The 17111-nt window shown below is 62.5% G+C and carries 17 protein-coding genes; 10 read left to right on the plus strand and 7 right to left on the minus strand.

The annotated features are described in order from the left end of the window. Positions 1-12 precede the first annotated feature (12 nt). The 4 genes from HU750_RS09885 to HU750_RS09900 form a co-directional block, all read right to left on the minus strand. Positions 13-867, minus strand: coding sequence for an endonuclease/exonuclease/phosphatase family protein (locus tag HU750_RS09885; RefSeq protein WP_027591971.1), 855 nt, complete (start codon positions 865-867; stop codon positions 13-15). 11 nt (positions 868-878) lie between these two features. Further along, positions 879-1511, minus strand: a complete 633-nt coding sequence (gene dsbA, locus HU750_RS09890; RefSeq protein WP_085272105.1) for a thiol:disulfide interchange protein DsbA — start codon at positions 1509-1511, stop codon at positions 879-881. Between the two features lie 203 nt (positions 1512-1714). Next, complete coding sequence (locus HU750_RS09895; protein ID WP_186679138.1) at positions 1715-2332, minus strand: c-type cytochrome; 618 nt, start codon at positions 2330-2332, stop codon at positions 1715-1717. Between the two features lie 31 nt (positions 2333-2363). Continuing rightward, positions 2364-2666, minus strand: coding sequence for a c-type cytochrome (locus HU750_RS09900; protein WP_186655332.1), 303 nt, complete (start codon positions 2664-2666; stop codon positions 2364-2366). Positions 2667-2867: 201 nt separating this feature from the next. Here HU750_RS09900 and yihA point away from each other — a divergent pair, with 201 nt between their 5' ends. Next, positions 2868-3500, plus strand: a complete 633-nt coding sequence (gene yihA, locus HU750_RS09905; protein ID WP_099428013.1) for a ribosome biogenesis GTP-binding protein YihA/YsxC — start codon at positions 2868-2870, stop codon at positions 3498-3500. A gap of 427 nt (positions 3501-3927) precedes the next feature. Here the strand turns inward: yihA and polA are convergent, their stop codons facing one another. Beyond that, a complete protein-coding gene (polA, locus tag HU750_RS09910; RefSeq protein WP_186679140.1) occupies positions 3928-6681 on the minus strand; it encodes a DNA polymerase I in 2754 nt (917 codons plus the stop codon). Between the two features lie 74 nt (positions 6682-6755). Between polA and HU750_RS09915 the strand changes: the two genes are divergently transcribed. After that, the gene (locus HU750_RS09915; protein ID WP_010951520.1) at positions 6756-7043 is read left to right on the plus strand and encodes a DUF2782 domain-containing protein; all 288 of its coding nucleotides are present in this window, start codon (positions 6756-6758) and stop codon (positions 7041-7043) included. Between the two features lie 68 nt (positions 7044-7111). Continuing rightward, positions 7112-8062: a homoserine kinase gene (locus HU750_RS09920; RefSeq protein WP_027591977.1), complete on the plus strand. Its 951-nt coding sequence runs from the start codon at positions 7112-7114 to the stop codon at positions 8060-8062. 173 nt (positions 8063-8235) lie between these two features. Here HU750_RS09920 and HU750_RS09925 read toward each other — a convergent pair whose 3' ends face one another. Then, the gene (locus HU750_RS09925; RefSeq protein ID WP_186679160.1) at positions 8236-9192 is read right to left on the minus strand and encodes a zinc ABC transporter substrate-binding protein; all 957 of its coding nucleotides are present in this window, start codon (positions 9190-9192) and stop codon (positions 8236-8238) included. An 18-nt stretch (positions 9193-9210) separates the two neighbouring features. On the opposite strand from HU750_RS09925, the gene zur reads away from it, so the two are divergent. The 4 genes from zur (at position 9211) to HU750_RS09945 (ending at position 12076) form a co-directional block, all read left to right on the plus strand. Beyond that, a complete protein-coding gene (gene zur, locus HU750_RS09930) occupies positions 9211-9696 on the plus strand; it encodes a zinc uptake transcriptional repressor Zur (protein WP_186679163.1) in 486 nt (161 codons plus the stop codon). Next, positions 9693-10466, plus strand: coding sequence for a zinc ABC transporter ATP-binding protein ZnuC (gene znuC / locus HU750_RS09935; protein WP_027591980.1), 774 nt, complete (start codon positions 9693-9695; stop codon positions 10464-10466). The genes zur and znuC overlap by 4 nt, the downstream gene beginning before the upstream one ends. Then, complete coding sequence (gene znuB, locus HU750_RS09940; RefSeq protein WP_085272110.1) at positions 10459-11241, plus strand: zinc ABC transporter permease subunit ZnuB; 783 nt, start codon at positions 10459-10461, stop codon at positions 11239-11241. The genes znuC and znuB overlap by 8 nt, the downstream gene beginning before the upstream one ends. A gap of 127 nt (positions 11242-11368) precedes the next feature. Beyond that, on the plus strand, positions 11369-12076 hold the full coding sequence (locus HU750_RS09945) for a PA5502 family lipoprotein (RefSeq protein WP_085272111.1): 708 nt from the start codon (positions 11369-11371) through the stop codon (positions 12074-12076). Positions 12077-12184: 108 nt separating this feature from the next. Here the strand turns inward: HU750_RS09945 and katE are convergent, their stop codons facing one another. Then, positions 12185-14329 (minus strand): catalase HPII, encoded by a 2145-nt coding sequence (katE, locus tag HU750_RS09950; protein ID WP_186679166.1) that lies wholly within the window; start codon positions 14327-14329, stop codon positions 12185-12187. A 226-nt stretch (positions 14330-14555) separates the two neighbouring features. Here katE and HU750_RS09955 point away from each other — a divergent pair, with 226 nt between their 5' ends. The 3 genes from HU750_RS09955 to HU750_RS09965 all read left to right on the plus strand — a co-directional run bounded on the left by HU750_RS09955 (position 14556) and on the right by HU750_RS09965 (position 17069). Beyond that, positions 14556-15563 (plus strand): methionine ABC transporter ATP-binding protein, encoded by a 1008-nt coding sequence (locus HU750_RS09955; RefSeq protein ID WP_085272112.1) that lies wholly within the window; start codon positions 14556-14558, stop codon positions 15561-15563. Continuing rightward, a complete protein-coding gene (locus HU750_RS09960) occupies positions 15563-16234 on the plus strand; it encodes a methionine ABC transporter permease (RefSeq protein WP_027591985.1) in 672 nt (223 codons plus the stop codon). The genes HU750_RS09955 and HU750_RS09960 overlap by 1 nt, the downstream gene beginning before the upstream one ends. Before the next feature lie 64 nt (positions 16235-16298). Beyond that, the gene (locus HU750_RS09965; protein WP_027591986.1) at positions 16299-17069 is read left to right on the plus strand and encodes a MetQ/NlpA family ABC transporter substrate-binding protein; all 771 of its coding nucleotides are present in this window, start codon (positions 16299-16301) and stop codon (positions 17067-17069) included. The last annotated feature ends 42 nt before the right edge of the window (positions 17070-17111 follow it).

Raw genomic sequence — 17111 nt, forward strand, 5'->3', positions numbered from 1 at the left:
CGGTGATGGCAATTAGCTCAAAACCGGCAGCGTATCCACAGTCAATGCATCAGGCAATCGAATCTCGACGGCAACGGGAAGGTGATCGGAAATTGGCTGCGCCAACACCTCCACGCGCTCAAGGGTGAGGCTTGGGCTGAGCAGGATATGGTCCAGGCAACGCTGCGGTCGCCAACTGGGGAAGGTGGCCTCGACTTGCGGGGCAACCAGGCCCAGGTCGCGCAGGGGGGAGTGCTCCAGCAGGTCGGTGGCATGGGTGTTCATGTCACCCATCAACACCTGATGGCGGTAGCCGCCAATCAGCTCGCGAATGTAGCCAAGCTGCAGGGCGCGGGTTTTGGCGCCGAGCGCCAGGTGCATCATCACCACGATCAGCGCATCTTCACCCTCGCCGAAACGCACCAGAATGGCACCGCGACCGGCCGGGCCGGGCAGGGGGTGGTCTTCGAGGTGTTGCGGCTTGAGGCGGCTGAGCACGCCGTTGCTGTGCTGGGCGAAGCGCCCGAGGTTACGGTTGAGCTGCTGGTACCAGTAAGGGAAGGCGCCCAGTTGGGCCAGGTGTTCGACCTGGTTGATGTAGCCTGAACGCAGGCTGCCGCCATCGGCTTCCTGCAAGGCCACCAGGTCGAAGTCACTGAGCAGCTTGCCGATTTTTTGCAGGTTGCTGGCACGCCCGGTGTGCGGCAGCAGGTGCTGCCAGCTGCGGGTCAGGTAATGCCGGTAGCGCTCAGTGCTGATGCCAACCTGAATATTGAAACTGAGCAGCCGCAGGCGCCCATCCTCTGGCAGGCCAGGCGCCTGCAGGTGATGTTCGTTGACCTGCGGCTGGTGCAGGCCAATGCCACGCGTGCTTCGGAAGCGGGGCATGGGTACGCCGCTTACTTAGCGGCGCGCTCCTTGGCGATCAGCTGGTCGGCAACATTCAGCACGCCCTCTGGCCCGCCTGCGGTGCCCAGGTCGAAGCGGTACTTGCCGTTGACGACCATGCTCGGTACGCCGGTGATTTCGTACTTCTTCGCCAGTTCCTTGGCCTGGTTGACCTGGCCTTTGATGGCGAAGGAGTTGAAGGTGGCGAGGAATTTGTCCTTGTCCACGCCTTGGGTGGCGAGGAAGTCGGCCATGTCCTGAGGGTCGGTCAGGCGCTTTTTCTGGTTCTGGATGGCGTCGAAGACGGCGGCATGCACCTTGTGCTCGACGCCCATGGCTTCGAGGGTCAGGAACATCTGGCCGTGAGCGTCCCACGGGCCACCGAACATGGCCGGTACGCGCTTGAAGTTGACGTCTTTCGGCAGTTTTTCAGCCCACGGGTTGATTACCGGCTCGAAGTGGTAGCAGTGAGGGCAGCCGTACCAGAACAGCTCGACCACTTCGATCTTGCCAGGCACGGAAACTGGAACAGGGTTGCTCAGCTCGAGATATTCCTTGCCGGCAACAGGCTCGGCGGCCTGTACGGCGGTCATACCGAATACGCTGGCGGCGACCAGCGCAGCGCTGAGAATCAGTTTACGCATGCTTTACTCCTGAGCATTCATGGGTCGCCTCGACGCGACCTGTGTTGAGACAGGCCGGGCCAGGCCCGAGTTCTGTAGTGTAACGGCTGCGGACGTAAAAAAGGGCGGTCCGGCCACCCTTTCATCTTTGGCTTACAACATTAACCGAATGTTAATACGCCATCCTCTTCGCGGGTTTGGCCGCGAAGCACTCGCCATTTACCTCAGTGCAGGCCCTGGATGTAGCTGGCCAACGCTTCGATATCGTGGTTGCTCAGCTTGCCCGCGATGGTACGCATGGTCATGGCATCGCCATCGTTGGTACGCACGCCTTCACGGAACTCGGTCAGTTGCTTGGTCACGTATTGCGAGTGCTGCCCGCCCAGGTGCGGGAAGCCCGCCAGGGCGATGCCTGCGCCGTTCGGTGAGTGGCAGCCGGTACAGGCGGGCATGCCTTTTTCCAGGTCGCCGCCATTGAACAAGGCGCGACCGCGTTCGACGAGCTTGGGGTCGGCCGCCCCGACGCTACCTTTTTGGCTAGCGAAGTACGCCGCGATATCGGCCAGGTCCTGGTCATTGAAGGCAGCCAGCATGCCGGTCATCTCCAGCACGGTGCGCTTGCCGGACTTGATATCGTGCAGTTGTTTTTCGAGGTAACGCTGGCCCTGGCCTGCCAGTTTCGGGAAGTTCGGTGCCAGGCTATTGCCGTCGGGGTTGTGGCAGGCACCACAGACGGCCGTCTTGGCCTGGCCGGCGGCGGCATCGCCTTTGATAGGTTCCGCAGCAATGGCCGCACCTGCGACACCCATGGTCAACAGCAGACTCACGACTAGTTTGTTCATCAGCTAATCCAACACGGCTAAGGGTGAAATGTTATGTATCGGGACTGCCGCTCATCCAAAGGATGACCAAACGGTAGTCCTCGGCACTGCAGTCCATGCACAATCCACGCGGCGGCATAGCCTTGAAACCCTGGGTCACATGCCTCACGAGTACATCCACACCTTGCGCCAGCCTTGGCTCCCATGCTGCCCGGTCACCCCGCTGGGGGGCCTGTGGCAACTGACCGGCGTGACAGGCCGCACACGTGCGGTTGTACAACACCTCGGGATCCTGTGTAGCCTGTGCGCTGAAAAACGGCAGGAACATACCGACAGCAAGCAGCCATTTCGCCATGCGGAACGACCTTCAGGGTTGGGGGCCGCGCTGCGTTCTGATGCGCGAGCTATTGTTCGACACCCCATGCTCGCTCTCCTTCGCTGGGAGAATGAGCACACAAAAACTGGGGCATTATATACTTCCGCCATCCAAACGGAAACGACACCGCTTGCCAGGCTCGAGCCTTCAGAGTCAGGCAACACCCACATCGGATATCCCATGCAAGTCAAGAACCCCATCCTCGGCCTCTGCCAGAAAGCCACATTCGCCCTCAGCGCAGCCAAGGTCGAACAATGCCCGGACGACCAGGGTTACGAGGTGGCTTTCGCCGGCCGTTCCAACGCCGGCAAATCCAGCGCCCTCAATACCCTGACTCATGCCAGCCTGGCGCGTACCTCGAAAACCCCGGGGCGCACCCAGCTGTTGAATTTCTTCAGTCTGGACGATGAACGGCGTTTGGTCGACCTGCCGGGCTACGGTTATGCAAAAGTACCGATTCCACTCAAGCAGCACTGGCAGCGCCACCTGGAAGCCTACCTGGGCAGCCGTGAGTGCCTGCGCGGTGTGATCTTGATGATGGACGTGCGCCATCCGATGACCGACTTCGACAAGATGATGCTCGACTGGGCCAAGGCCAGCGGCATGCCGATGCACATCCTGCTGACCAAGGCCGACAAACTCACCCACGGCGCCGGCAAGAACACCTTGCTCAAGGTGCAGTCGGAGATCCGCAAGGGCTGGGGCGACGCAGTCACCATCCAGCTGTTCTCGGCACCGAAGCGCCTGGGGCTGGACGAAGCCTACCGCGTGCTGGCGGACTGGATGGAGCTGGAAGACAAGCCCGTGGCCTGAAAGCCTGGATAGACTCCAGTAGGAGCAGCCTTGTGCTGCGAAGAGGCCATGTCAGGCTGTAGATATCTGTTGCCCATATTGGCCCTTTCGCAGCACAAGGCTGCTCCTACAGTGGGGAGCAGCAGCGCCTGTCAGGCAAATCGCAGGCAAAAAAAACCCCGGACTTCGTATGGGGAGGGGGAAGTTCGGGGTCCAAGTCCGGACCGCTAGGGCGGGGTCCAGATATCTGCCAACACTTAACACAACATAGGAGCATCGAAGGGCTTCACCAGCCATTCAGTTACTCTGAGTTCCGCTTCACCGGTTTAGTTCCGAAGCCCTGAAAACTATTTGCGATAGTTTCATGAAACTCCAGCACTAATGGCATCTAGCCATGCCAGGATCCGCGTCACCACGTCGCAGATCCTACACAGCTTTGCCGGCTCAATCAGTGAGCTTCGTCCCAATTCGCGCCAATGCCTGCCTCCACCAGCAACGGTACATCCAGTTGCGCGGCACGGCTCATGTGCAGGCGAATTTCATCTTTTACCTGCTCGACCAGCTCCTCACGCACCTCCAGCACCAATTCATCGTGCACCTGGAGGATCACGCGGGCATCCAGGCCGCTCTCGGTCAGCCAGTTGTCCACATTGACCATCGCCCGCTTGATGATATCGGCAGCCGTACCCTGCATCGGTGCGTTGATCGCCGTCCGCTCAGCGCCTTTGCGCAGGGCCGGGTTCTTGGCGTTGATGTCTGGCAGGTACAGGCGACGGCCGAAGAGCGTTTCGACGAAGCCTTGCTCGGCAGCCTGGGCGCGGGTGCGCTCCATGTAGGCCAGCACGCCCGGGTAGCGGGCGAAGTAGCGGTCGATGTAGTCCTGGGACTGCTTGCGGTCGACGCCAATCTGCTTGGCTAGGCCAAAGGCGCTCATGCCGTAGATCAGGCCGAAGTTGATGGCCTTGGCGCTGCGGCGCTGGTCGGTGGTTACCGCCTCAAGCGGCACGCCGAACACTTCAGCTGCAGTGGCGCGGTGCACGTCGAGGTTGTTGCGGAAGGCATGCAGCAAACCTTCGTCCTTGGCCAGGTGAGCCATGATGCGCAGCTCGATCTGCGAATAGTCCGCCGCCAGCAGCTTGTAGCCAGGGCTGGCCACGAAGGCCTGGCGGATACGCCGCCCTTCGGCGGTGCGAATCGGGATGTTCTGCAGGTTCGGGTCGCTCGACGACAGGCGCCCGGTAGCCGCCACCGCCTGTTGGTAAGAGGTGTGAATGCGCCCGGTGCGTGGGTTGATCTGCCCTGGCAGTTTGTCGGTGTAGGTGCTCTTGAGCTTGCTCAAGCTGCGGTACTGCATCAGTACCTCAGGCAGCGGGTAGCCTTGCTCGGCCAGTTCGTCGAGTACCGCCTCGGCGGTAGACGGCTGGCCCTTGGCGGTCTTGCTCAGCACCGGCATGCCCAGTTTGTCGTAGAGGATCGCACCCAACTGCTTGGGCGAGCCCAGGTTGAATGTCTCGCCAGCCAGTTCGTAGGCGCGGCGCTCCAGTTCGGCCATCTTCACGCCCAGTTCGCCGCTCTGCACGTGCAGCAGCTCGGCATCCACCAGCGCACCCTGGCGCTCGATCTTGGCCAGCACCGGCACTAGCGGCATCTCGATGTCCATCAACACCGGCTGCACGCTTGGGGTTTTGGCCAGGCGCGCCTGCAGCGCCTGGTGCAGGCGCAGGGTGATGTCGGCGTCCTCGGCGGCGTACGGGCCGGCCTTGTCCAACGGGATCTGGTTGAAGGTCAGCTGTTTCGCGCCCTTGCCGGCAATCTGCTCGAAGGTGATGGTGGTGTGGTCGAGGTACTTCTGCGCCAGGCTGTCCATGTCGTGGCGGGTGGCCGTGGAGTCCAGCACATAGGACTCGAGCATGGTGTCGTAGGCCACGCCGCGCATGTGGATAGCCGGGGCGTCATTGGCCAGGATGTTGATATCGTACTTGGCGTTTTGCCCGACCTTGGCTTTGGCCGGGTCTTCCAGCAGGGGTTTGAGCGCCAGCAGCACAGCCTCGCGGTCCAGCTGAACCGGCGCGCCTTCGTAGTCATGGGTCAGCGGCACATAGGCGGCTTCGAACGGCTCGACCGCGAACGACAGGCCGACCAGTTGCGCCTGCTGCGCGTCCAGGCCGGTGGTTTCGGTGTCGAACGCAAACAGCGGGGCCTGGCGCAGTTTGTCCAGCCAGGCGTCGAAACGGGCCTGGTCGAGGACCGTCTCGTACTTCGGTTCGGCCTTGGCCGCCGGCGCCGCTTCTTCAGGCACGGCCACGGTTGCCCCGGCCCTGGCAGCTTCACGCTGAACGTCGGCGACCCAGCTCTTGAACTCCATCTCGGTGTACAACGCCAGCAGCGCATCGCGGTCTGGCTCGCCGCAAACCAGCGCCTCGACTTCGATATCCAGCGGCACATCGATCTTGATGGTGGCCAGCTCATAGGACAGGAACGCCGCCTCACGGTGTTCCTCAAGCTTGGCCGGCAAGGTCTTGGCGCCACGGATGCTCAGGCCCGGGACCTTGTCGAGGTTGTCGTAGACATCACGCAGGCCGCCACCGATACCGGTCAGCAGGCCGGCAGCGGTCTTCTCGCCCACACCCGGCACGCCCGGGATGTTGTCGACCTTGTCGCCCATCAGGGCCAGGAAATCGATGATGTGCTCGGGGCCGACGCCGAATTTTTCGTGCACGCCGGCAACATCCATCACGCTGCCGGTCATGGTGTTGACCAGGGTGACGTGACCGTCCACCAACTGCGCCATGTCCTTGTCACCCGTCGAGATGATCACCGGCCGGCCTTGCGCCGCGCTGCTGCGCGCCAGGGTGCCGATCACATCGTCGGCCTCCACGCCTTCGACGCACAACAAGGGGTAGCCCAAGGCCTTGACGCTGGCATGCAGGGGTTCGATCTGCACCCGCAGGTCATCGGGCATGCTCGGGCGGTTGGCCTTGTACTCGGCGAACATGGCATCGCGGAAGGTACCGCCCTTGGCGTCGAACACCACTGCAAACAGGCTGTCAGGGTATTGCTTGCGCAGGCTCTTGAGCATGTTCAGCACACCCTTGACCGCGCCGGTAGGCATGCCTTTGGAGGTGGTCAGCGGCGGCAATGCGTGGAAAGCGCGGTAGAGGTAGGAGGAACCGTCCACCAGGACGAGGGGCGCTTGGCTCATGAGCAGAATCAACCTTTTCGGCGGGTCCGGAGCTAGAATAGCCGGATCAATGACGACAAAGGGACAAGGTTATCATGCGTACACTCAATCGCCTGTTACTGCTCGGTCTGTTGGCAACCATGCCAGTCGTCACCCTGGCGGCGGACGACGCCCCCTCGGCCGATCCCGAGGTGACCATTCGCACGGAAGGCGATAAAACCATCCAGGAATACCGTCAGAACGGCTTCCTGTATGCGATCAAGATCACGCCAAAAAACGGCAAGCCTTATTTCCTGGTACGCGCCGACGGCACTGATGCCAATTTCATTCGTTCCGACCAGCCGGACATGCTGATTCCGTCCTGGAAGATCTTCGAGTGGTAAGCTGACGCGTATCGTTCACATTAACCTGGCACTTCCCGGCGGAAGTGCCCGTATGGGCATTTTTCATCATGTCAGTTTTCACCCCCGTGACCCGGCCTGAGCTGGAAACCTTTCTGGCGCCGTACCAGCTGGGCCGTCTGCTCGACTTCCAGGGCATCGCCGCCGGTACCGAAAACAGCAACTTCTTCGTCAGCCTGGAACAGGGTGAGTTCGTCCTGACGCTGATCGAGCGCGGCCCGAGCGAAGACATGCCGTTCTTCATCGAGCTGCTCGACGTGCTGCATGACGCCGACATGCCCGTGCCGTACGCCCTGCGTGACCGTGATGGCAATGGCCTGCGCGAACTGTGTGGCAAGCCTGCGTTGCTGCAGCCGCGGCTGTCGGGCAAACACATCAAGGTACCCAACAACCAGCACTGCGCCCAGGTTGGCGAGTTGCTCGCGCACATCCACCTGGCCACCCGCAACCACGTCATCGAGCGCAAGACCGACCGTGGCCTGGACTGGATGCTGGCGTCTGGCGCCGAGCTGATGCCGCGCCTGAGTGCCGAACAGATTGCGCTGTTGCAGCCAGCGCTGGACGAAATCAATGCACACAAGGCGCAGATCCTGGCCTTGCCACGGGCCAACCTGCACGCCGACCTGTTCCGCGACAACGTGATGTTCGAAGGCACCCACCTGACCGGTGTGATCGACTTCTACAACGCCTGCTCGGGGCCGATGCTATATGACATCGCCATCACCGTGAACGACTGGTGTATCGATGAGCACGGGGCCCTCGATGTGCCACGCGCCCAGGCGCTGCTGGCGGCCTACGCGGCGCTGCGCCCGTTCACCGCCGCCGAGGCCGAGCTGTGGCCCGAGATGTTGCGGGTCGGGTGTGTGCGTTTCTGGCTGTCGCGCCTGATCGCGGCGGAATCGTTTGCCGGGATGGATGTGATGATCCATGACCCGAGCGAGTTCGAGGTGCGCCTGGCGCAGCGCCAGCAGGTGGCATTACACCTGCCGTTCGCCCTCTGAACGCACCAAGGGCGATGATGAACCTGTAGGAGCAGCCTTGCGCTGCGAAGAGGCCGGTAATAACAGCAAAGATTTTCTGTGTTTTTACCGGCCTCTTCGCAGCACAAGGCTGCTCCTACCAGGATCGCGCATGGCCGCAGGCAGGGCGCAACCCCACCAAAAAGCCGCGCGCCTTAGAGCTGTTCCAGGCACCCCGCCAGGTCGCTACCCAGCTTCTCCAGCAGGCGCTCATAGCCCTTGGCATCCACCGGGTCCGTGCCACCCAAGGCATCCAGCTCGGCCAACCGCACCGGCAACCCCGCCGTCAGCGTCTCCGCCAGGCGCGGCCGCAGCGGCGGCTCGCTGAACACGCAGGTCTTGCCCACTTCCTGCAGGCGCTTGCGCATGGCGGCCACATGCTGCGCGCCCGGCTGCACCTCGGAAGCCACACTGAATACCCCGGTGTGCTTCAGACCATAATTGGCCTCGAAGTAATCGAACGCCTCGTGGAACACGAAGTACGGCTTGTCGGCGATACCCGCCACCCGCGCCTTGATACGCCCATCCAGGGCATCCAGACGCTCGCCAAAGGCCTTCAGGTTGGCCTGGTAACGCGGGGCATTGGCCGGGTCGACCTCAGCCAGGTCCGCCGCCATCTTCGCTGCGATCACCCGGGCATTGACCGACGACAGCCACAGGTGCGCGTCAAGGCTGCCTGGGCGGTGATCGTGGTCATGGTCGTCGTGGTCGTCTTCATCATGCGAGTGGCTGTCTTCACCAAAATGGCGCAACTGCATGCCAGTCAGCGACTGGACCGCAACGGTGGCCTTGTCCCGCCCTTTCAGCACGCGCTGCAGAAAGTTCTCCATGTCCGGCCCGATCCAGTACAGCAGGTCGGCATCCGCGACGCGCCGTACGTCGGAGGGGCGCAGGGCGTAATGGTGCGGCGAAGCGCCAGGCGGCAACAGCACATCCGGGCTGCCTACCCCGTCCTGAACGGCGGCGGCAATCTGCTGCAGCGGTTTGATACTGGTCAGCACACGCACGTCGGCCTGGGCTGAAAATGCGATGAAAGCGACAAAAAGGGCTAGGAATCGGGACACGGTGAATACTCGGCTCGACAGAAACAGGTAACATAATAACGTCTCCATCCAGAACCGTCGCTGCCCATGTCCATCACGCCGCTGGCCAACCGCCCCCACGATCACTCCCATTGCGTACACAGCGCACTGGCCGAAGCCGATGCCTTGTGCACCCGCCAGGGGTTGCGCCTGACCGCACTGCGCCGCCGTGTGCTGGAGCTGGTCTGGCAAAGCCACAAGCCGCTGGGGGCCTACGACATTCTCGCCGTGCTCAGCGAGCAGGACGGCCGCCGCGCCGCACCGCCTACCGTGTACCGCGCCTTGGATTTTCTCCTCGACAACGGCCTGGTGCACCGCATCGCCTCGCTCAACGCCTTCATCGGCTGCAGCCACCCAGAGCATGTGCACCAGGGCCAGTTCCTGATCTGCCGCACCTGCCATGTGGCCATCGAGCTGGAGCAGGACAGCATCAGCGACGCCATCATCAGCAGCGCCAAGGGCGTCGGCTTCAGCGTCGAAACCCAGACCGTGGAAGTGGTCGGCCTGTGCAGCAACTGCCGGAGCGCGGCATGAGCGACGCACTGATCCGCCTGGAGCAGGTCGGTGTGACCTTCGCCGGCGAGGCGGTGCTCGACAGCATCGACCTGTCAGTGGCACCGGGCCAGATCGTGACCCTGATCGGCCCCAACGGGGCAGGCAAGACCACCTTGGTTCGCGCCGTGCTGGGGCTGCTCAAGCCACACCGGGGCAAAGTCTGGCGCAAGCCGAAGCTGCGCATTGGCTACATGCCGCAAAAAATCCAGGTGGATGCCACGCTGCCGCTGTCGGTGCTGCGCTTTTTGCGCCTGGTACCCGGCGTAGACCGCGCAGCTGCCTTGTCGGCGCTGCAGGAAGTAGGGGCCGAGCAGGTCATCGACAACCCGATCCAGACCATTTCCGGCGGCGAGATGCAGCGCGTGCTGCTGGCCCGGGCGCTGCTGCGCGAGCCACAACTGCTGGTGCTCGATGAGCCGGTGCAAGGGGTCGACGTGGTCGGCCAGACCGAGCTGTACAACCTCATCACCCGCCTGCGCGACCGCCACGGTTGCGGCGTGCTTATGGTTTCGCACGACCTGCACCTGGTGATGAGCGCCACCGACCAGGTGGTCTGCCTCAACCGGCATGTGTGCTGCTCTGGCCACCCCGAGCAGGTCAGCAACGACCCGGCCTTCGTCGAACTGTTCGGCCAGAACGCGCCAAGCCTGGCGATCTATCACCACCATCACGACCACAGCCACGACCTGCACGGCTCGGTGGTCGCCCCTGGCACCCATGTTCACGGAGAGCACTGCAAGCATGGCTGATTTTCTTCTTTATGCCCTGCTTGCCGGTCTGTCCCTGGCGTTGGTGGCCGGCCCTCTGGGGTCGTTCGTGGTGTGGCGGCGCATGGCCTATTTCGGCGATACCCTGTCCCACGCCGCGCTGCTCGGGGTAGCCCTGGGTTTTGCCCTGGACGTCAGCCCAGCACTGGCGGTAACCGTGGGCTGCCTGCTGCTGGCAATCCTGTTGGTGACCTTGCAGCAACGCCAACCGCTGGCCTCCGACACCCTGCTTGGCATCCTCGCCCCCAGTACGCTTTCGCTGGGCCTGGTGGTGCTGAGCTTCATGCACGATGTGCGCATCGACCTGATGGCCTACCTGTTCGGTGACCTGCTGGCCATCAGCACCACCGACCTTGCCTGGATCCTCGGCGGCAGCGTGCTGGTATTGCTGCTGCTCGCCGCGCTGTGGCGGCCGTTGCTGGCCGTGACCGTGCATGAAGAATTAGCCATGGTCGAGGGCCTGCCAGTGGCGGGCCTGCGCCTGGCCTTGATGCTGTTGATTGCCGTGGTGATCGCCGTGGCAATGAAGATCGTCGGTGTGCTGTTGATTACCTCGCTGCTGATCATCCCCGCCGCCGCCGCGCAACGCCACGCCCGCTCGCCCGAGCAGATGGCCTTGGGCGCCAGCCTGCTGGGGGTGACGGCGGTGTGTGGCGGCCTGGCCATGTCCTGGTTCAAGGACACACCGGCCGGCCCTTCCATCGTGGTCTGCGCGGCAGTGCTATTCTTGCTGAGCCTGGCCCTGCCAAAACGCTGAAAACCGGGGTGCGCAACAGCGCACCCTGCAACCTTTTCGCGGGTAAAAGGTCTGTAAGACTTGTTTTCGAGCGTGCGCACCTGGGTGTAGACTTGCTCGCTTTTTGCGCAAATAGAGAGTCGCAGGAATGAAGCCGTTCGCCTCCCGTTATCTGCTTGTTGCCGCGTTTTCCCTGTTCCTGGCTGCCTGTTCCAGTGCCCCGGTCGAACAGGCCGATGCACCTGCCCAAGCCGATGCCTGGCAGCAGTTGCAACAGAACATCGCCAGCAATGAGCTGGCTACCGCCGAAGACCAGTTGGCTGCCTTGCAGGCCCAGTCACCCGTTGACCCGCGCCTGGAGCAGTACCAGCGGCAGCTGGCCGAAGCGTACCTGCAGCGTAGCCAGATCGTCCTGCAGAAGGGCGACGTCAACGCTGCAGCCACCGCCTTGGCACGTGCCCGCGCGCTGATGCCCCAGGCCCCGGCGGTCACCGGTGGCGATGCCGTTAGCCAGGCCCGCAAGGCCGAGCTGGAAAAGGCCGAGGCTGCGCTGAAGGCGGCCGAGGCCAAGCCCCAGGCGCGCGTGATCGACCCGACTGCACCGAGCACCGTGATTGCGCTGAAGACCACGGACATTGCCGCCATGCGCCGCCAGCTCGATGAGATTGCTGCCGATGTGGTGAGTTATCAGTGCGACGTGGTGTTCCAAGTGCCGCGCACCGAGGATGCGCCTTGGTTGAAGACGCTGCTGGAAAAGCGGGTGCACAAGATTGACAGCGGGTTCAAGCTAAACCAAAAGCACGAAATTCAGCGCAAGCTGCCAGCCCAGGTGGTACTGGTCCCGCATCAGCGCTGAAAAGCTTCGCGGGGCAAGCCCGCTCCCACAATGCCACCACTGCCCTCAGGAACTGTGGTGCACTTGTAGGAGCTGGCTTGCCGGCGATGGGCTGCAAAGCAGCCCCCCTTAGGCCGGCACCGCCTCAGCAGCCGCCTCCCGCTCCCAAACCCGATGCCCCTCTACCGCTTTCACAAAGGCATCCACGGTTTTCTGATCATCCCCCAGCAGCAAGCCCTTGTCCTCCTTGAGCCCCAAGCTGCCCAGCAATGCCTTGCCTTCCTTGGCCAACGCGATCGCCTTCAGGTGCTTGTAGCCTTCCAGCAAGAAGTGCTTGGCCAGCCCACTGGCGCCCAACGCCTCCAGCGACGCCTTGCCAGCCGGTACCAGAATGCCGTCGAACATGATCGAAGGCATGCCCTCCATCGACGCATCCACCGGCAGTGGCTTGCCTTGGGCGGTGTTAACCGGCGCCGAACTTGGCCCCAGCACCAGAATGCGCGCACTGTGCGCCTCCAGCGCCTTGACCAACTGATCGACACTCGCCCCATCCACCCCATCGGCCACCAGTACGGCAATCTTGCGGCCTTTGATACCAACACTGCCTGGGTGATTCATCTGGCTCAAGGCCGGTGATTGCGCCAACTTGCTGCCTTTGACCTGCACCGTGCCAGCCTTGGGCGCAGGCAAGCCGAGGTTGGCTGCCACCGCTGCTGCCAGCTTCAGGTCGATGTTGGCCAGAATCTCGTTCACCTCACGCACGCGGATGTGCTCGCGCTCCACCTTGCCCAGCTCGAAGCTGTAGGCCTTGATGATGTGCTGCTGCTCATTGGGGCTCATGCTGTGGAAGAACAATCGCGCCTGCGAGAAGTGATCGCCGAACGACTCGCTGCGCTGGCGAATCTTGACCGCGTCGATGCGTTCCTGATAGCTCTCAAAGCCGCCATCCTGGGCCGCGGCAGGGGTTTCTTTCGGCCAGCCGCCGTCAATCGAGTTGGGTTCGTAGGACGCACGACCCTTGTGGATAGTCTGCCGGTGCAGCGCGTCACGCTGGTTGTTATGGTTCGGCGCGACCGGGCGGTTGATCGGGATCTCATGGAAGTTCGGCCCACCCAGCCGGCTCAGTTGCGTGTCGGTATAGGAGAACAACCGGCCTTGCAGCAGGGGGTCATTGGAAAAGTCGATGCCCGGCACGATATGCCCCGGGCAGAACGCGACCTGCTCCACTTCGGCAAAGAAATTGTCGGGGTTACGGTTGAGCACCATCTTGCCCAACGGTGTAACCGGCACCAGTTCTTCGGGGATGATCTTGGTGGGGTCGAGCAGGTCGAACTCGAATTTGTGCTCATCGGCTTCCGGCACGATCTGTACGCCCAGCTCCCACTCAGGGTAGTCGCCGGTCTCGATGGCCTCACTCAGGTCGCGGCGGTGGAAGTCGGTGTCCTTGCCCGCAAGCTTTTGCGCTTCGTCCCACAGCACGGAGTGCACGCCTTGGCGCGGCTTCCAGTGGAACTTGACGAAGCTGGCCACGCCTTCGGCATTGATCAGGCGGAAGGTATGGATACCAAAGCCCTCCATCATCCGCAGGCTGCGCGGAATGGCGCGGTCAGACATGGCCCACATGACCATGTGCGCCGACTCGGGCACCAGTGAAACGAAGTCCCAGAATGTGTCGTGGGCCGAGCCACCTGTAGGGATTTCATTGTGCGGTTCGGGTTTGACCGCGTGCACGAAGTCGGGGAACTTGATCGCATCCTGGATGAAGAACACCGGCATGTTGTTGCCAACCAGGTCGAAATTGCCTTCATCGGTATAGAACTTGACGGCAAAACCACGCACATCGCGCACCGTGTCACCCGACCCACGCGGGCCCTGCACGGTGGAAAAGCGTACGAACACCGGGGTGATCTTCTCAGGGTCCTGCAGGAAACCGGCCTTGGTCAGCTCGGCGTGGTTGCCGTAGCTCTGGAAGTAACCATGGGCGCCGGTGCCTCGGGCATGGACGATGCGTTCAGGGATGCGCTCATGATCGAAGTGGGTGATCTTCTCGCGCATGATGAAGTCTTCGAGCAGCGAAGGCCCACGTGGCCCGGCCTTTAGGGTGTTCTGGTTGTCGGCGATCTTCACGCCTTGATTGGTGCGCAGGGCCTGGCCTGTGGCATCGCTGCGCACGCCTTCAAGGCTCTGCAGCTTGGTATTGGTATTGGCATGATCAGGGCTGTTGACCCCGGCGGCCTGGCTTTCTTTGGGTGCATCAACTTTCTTGCTGGGCATGGTCGGCTTTCCTCATCAGTCATCAGGCATTGCCCGTGAGGGCTTGTTCTATTAGTGACTGGAGCGCGATTGGCTACGTTCAATAAGCTTTACCGGTTGTCGCGTTATGCCCGCCGGGTTGGTGCATTACGAAATAAATGCTAAGAACAGCTATGGGAAAAGGCTAAAATGCGCCACCCCAGCTAACCGCTGCCCCAAATTCCATGCGCCCCACAAGGTTCGCTACGTGATCGAGTTCCAACATGTGCACAAGACCTACCGCGTCGCCGGTAGGGAAATCCCCGCCCTCAACCCGACCAGCCTGACCATCGAAGATGGCCAGGTGTTCGGCCTGATCGGCCACTCCGGCGCTGGCAAAAGCACCCTGCTGCGCCTGATCAACCGCCTCGAAGAGCCTTCGGGCGGCAAGATCATCGTCGATGGCGAGGACGTCACCGCGTTCAACGCCAACCAGCTGCGCGGCTTCCGGCAGCAGGTCGGGATGATTTTCCAACACTTCAACCTGCTGGCCTCCAAGACCGTGGCCGACAACGTGGCCCTGCCATTGACCCTGGCCGGCGAGCTGTCGCGCAGCGAAATCGACAAGCGCGTCACCGAGCTGCTGGCCCGCGTCGGCTTGCAAGACCACGCCAAGAAGTACCCCGCGCAGTTGTCGGGCGGCCAGAAGCAGCGCGTCGGCATCGCCCGCGCCCTGTCTACCAACCCTAAGATCCTGCTGTGCGACGAAGCCACCAGCGCGCTTGACCCGCAGACCACTGCATCGGTGCTGCAACTGCTGGCCGAGATCAACCGTGAGCTGAAGCTGACCATCGTCCTGATCACCCACGAAATGGACGTGATCCGCCGTGTCTGCGACCGCGTGGCCGTGATGGACGCTGGGCAGATCGTCGAACAAGGGCCGGTGGCCGATGTGTTCTTGCACCCGCAGCACGCGACTACCAAGCGTTTCGTCCAGGAGGACGAGCAGGTCGATGAAGGCGAGCAGCGTGATGACTTCGCCCACGTACCCGGCCGCATCGTACGCCTGACCTTCCAGGGCGAGGCCACCTACGCACCGCTGCTGGGCACCGTCGCCCGCGAGACGGGCGTTGACTACAGCATCCTGGCCGGGCGTATCGACCGCATCAAGGATGTCCCCTATGGGCAGCTGACCCTGGCCGTCACCGGCGGCGACATGGAAGCGGCGTTCGACCGCTTCAAGGCAGCTGACGTACATATGGAGGTACTGCGTTGATGGACGCCCTGAATTTCTTTGCCAACGTCGACTGGGCCGAAATCTGGCTGGCCACCATCGACACCATGATCATGCTGTTCGGCTCGCTGTTCTTCACCGTGCTGCTGGGCCTGCCGTTGGGCGTGCTGCTGTTTCTTTGCGGCCCGCGCCAGATGTTCGAGCAAAAAGGCGTGTACGCGCTGCTGTCGCTGGTCGTCAACATCCTGCGTTCGCTGCCGTTCATCATTTTGCTGATCGTGATGATTCCGATCACCGTGCTGATCACCGGCACCTCGCTGGGCGTCGCCGGCGCCATTCCGCCACTGGTGGTCGGGGCCACGCCGTTCTTCGCACGCCTGGTCGAAACCGCCCTGCGTGAAGTGGACCGCGGCATCATCGAAGCCACCCAGTCGATGGGCGCCACAACGCGCCAGATCATCACCAGCGCGCTGCTGCCCGAAGCCCGTCCCGGCATCTTCGCGGCCATCACCGTGACCGCCATTACCTTGGTGTCGTACACCGCCATGGCCGGTGTGGTCGGCGCGGGCGGCCTGGGCGACCTGGCCATCCGCTTTGGCTACCAGCGCTTCCAGACCGATGTCATGGTCGTGACCGTGGTGCTGTTGCTGGTGCTGGTTCAAGTCCTGCAGAGCGTGGGCGACAAACTGGTCGTGCATTTTTCCCGTAAGTAACCCCAATGGGGTCGGCCTGGCCGACCCGTTCGGGGGCCGTCGCGGCCCTCACAAGGAGTGATCAATGAAGAAGCTGCTTGCTGTTGCTGCCGCTGTCGCGGCCTTCTCGGCCCACGCCGATACCCTGACCGTCGCCGCCACCCCGGTGCCGCACGCCGAGATCCTCAACTTCGTCAAACCGCAGCTGGCGAAAGAAGGCGTGGAGCTGAAGGTCAAGGAGTTCACCGACTACATCCAGCCAAACGTGCAGGTGGCCGAAAAGCGCCTGGACGCCAACTTCTTCCAGCACCAGCCGTACCTGGATGAGTTCAACAAGGCCAAGGGCACCGACCTGGTCAGCGTGACCGGCGTGCACATCGAGCCCCTGGGCGTTTACTCGACCAAGGTCAAGAAGCTCGACGAGCTGCCCTCCGGCGCTACCGTGGTCATCCCCAACGACGCCACCAACGGCGGCCGCGCGCTGCTGCTGCTAGACAAGGCCGGCGTGATCAAGCTCAAGGACAACAAGAACATCCTGTCGACCGTTAAGGATGTTGCACAAAACCCGAAAAACGTGAAGTTCCGTGAGCTGGAAGCGGCCACCATCCCGCGCGTGCTGACCCAGGTCGATGCGGCCCTGATCAACACCAACTATGCGCTGGAAGCCAAGCTGAACCCAGAGAAAGACGCGCTGGCCATCGAAGGCAGCGACTCGCCATACGTGAACATCCTGGTTGCCCGCCCGGACAACAAAGACTCCGAAGACATGAAGAAACTGGCGGCCGCGCTGCACTCGCCAGAGGTGAAGCAGTTCATCAACGAGAAGTACAAGGGCGCTGTCGTACCGGCGTTCTGAGCCTCTAGATCAGGCTGGATTCTTCGCGGGGCAAGCCCGCTC

Source organism: Pseudomonas sp. SWRI50 (assembly GCF_014269095.1).
In the GTDB taxonomy this organism is placed as follows: Bacteria; Pseudomonadota; Gammaproteobacteria; order Pseudomonadales; family Pseudomonadaceae; genus Aquipseudomonas; species Aquipseudomonas kermanshahensis.

What these genes read in the sequence shown, in the direction of transcription:
- HU750_RS09885 (WP_027591971.1), bottom strand. Translation starts at nt 867, where the DNA reads ATGCCCCGCTTCCGAAGCACGCGTGGCATTGGCCTGCACCAGCCGCAG.
- dsbA (WP_085272105.1), bottom strand. Translation starts at nt 1,511, where the DNA reads ATGCGTAAACTGATTCTCAGCGCTGCGCTGGTCGCCGCCAGCGTATTC.
- HU750_RS09895 (WP_186679138.1), bottom strand. Translation starts at nt 2,332, where the DNA reads ATGAACAAACTAGTCGTGAGTCTGCTGTTGACCATGGGTGTCGCAGGT.
- HU750_RS09900 (WP_186655332.1), bottom strand. Translation starts at nt 2,666, where the DNA reads ATGGCGAAATGGCTGCTTGCTGTCGGTATGTTCCTGCCGTTTTTCAGC.
- yihA (WP_099428013.1), top strand. Translation starts at nt 2,868, where the DNA reads ATGCAAGTCAAGAACCCCATCCTCGGCCTCTGCCAGAAAGCCACATTC.
- polA (WP_186679140.1), bottom strand. Translation starts at nt 6,681, where the DNA reads ATGAGCCAAGCGCCCCTCGTCCTGGTGGACGGTTCCTCCTACCTCTAC.
- HU750_RS09915 (WP_010951520.1), top strand. Translation starts at nt 6,756, where the DNA reads ATGCGTACACTCAATCGCCTGTTACTGCTCGGTCTGTTGGCAACCATG.
- HU750_RS09920 (WP_027591977.1), top strand. Translation starts at nt 7,112, where the DNA reads ATGTCAGTTTTCACCCCCGTGACCCGGCCTGAGCTGGAAACCTTTCTG.
- HU750_RS09925 (WP_186679160.1), bottom strand. Translation starts at nt 9,192, where the DNA reads ATGGAGACGTTATTATGTTACCTGTTTCTGTCGAGCCGAGTATTCACC.
- zur (WP_186679163.1), top strand. Translation starts at nt 9,211, where the DNA reads ATGTCCATCACGCCGCTGGCCAACCGCCCCCACGATCACTCCCATTGC.
- znuC (WP_027591980.1), top strand. Translation starts at nt 9,693, where the DNA reads ATGAGCGACGCACTGATCCGCCTGGAGCAGGTCGGTGTGACCTTCGCC.
- znuB (WP_085272110.1), top strand. Translation starts at nt 10,459, where the DNA reads ATGGCTGATTTTCTTCTTTATGCCCTGCTTGCCGGTCTGTCCCTGGCG.
- HU750_RS09945 (WP_085272111.1), top strand. Translation starts at nt 11,369, where the DNA reads ATGAAGCCGTTCGCCTCCCGTTATCTGCTTGTTGCCGCGTTTTCCCTG.
- katE (WP_186679166.1), bottom strand. Translation starts at nt 14,329, where the DNA reads ATGCCCAGCAAGAAAGTTGATGCACCCAAAGAAAGCCAGGCCGCCGGG.
- HU750_RS09960 (WP_027591985.1), top strand. Translation starts at nt 15,563, where the DNA reads ATGGACGCCCTGAATTTCTTTGCCAACGTCGACTGGGCCGAAATCTGG.
- HU750_RS09965 (WP_027591986.1), top strand. Translation starts at nt 16,299, where the DNA reads ATGAAGAAGCTGCTTGCTGTTGCTGCCGCTGTCGCGGCCTTCTCGGCC.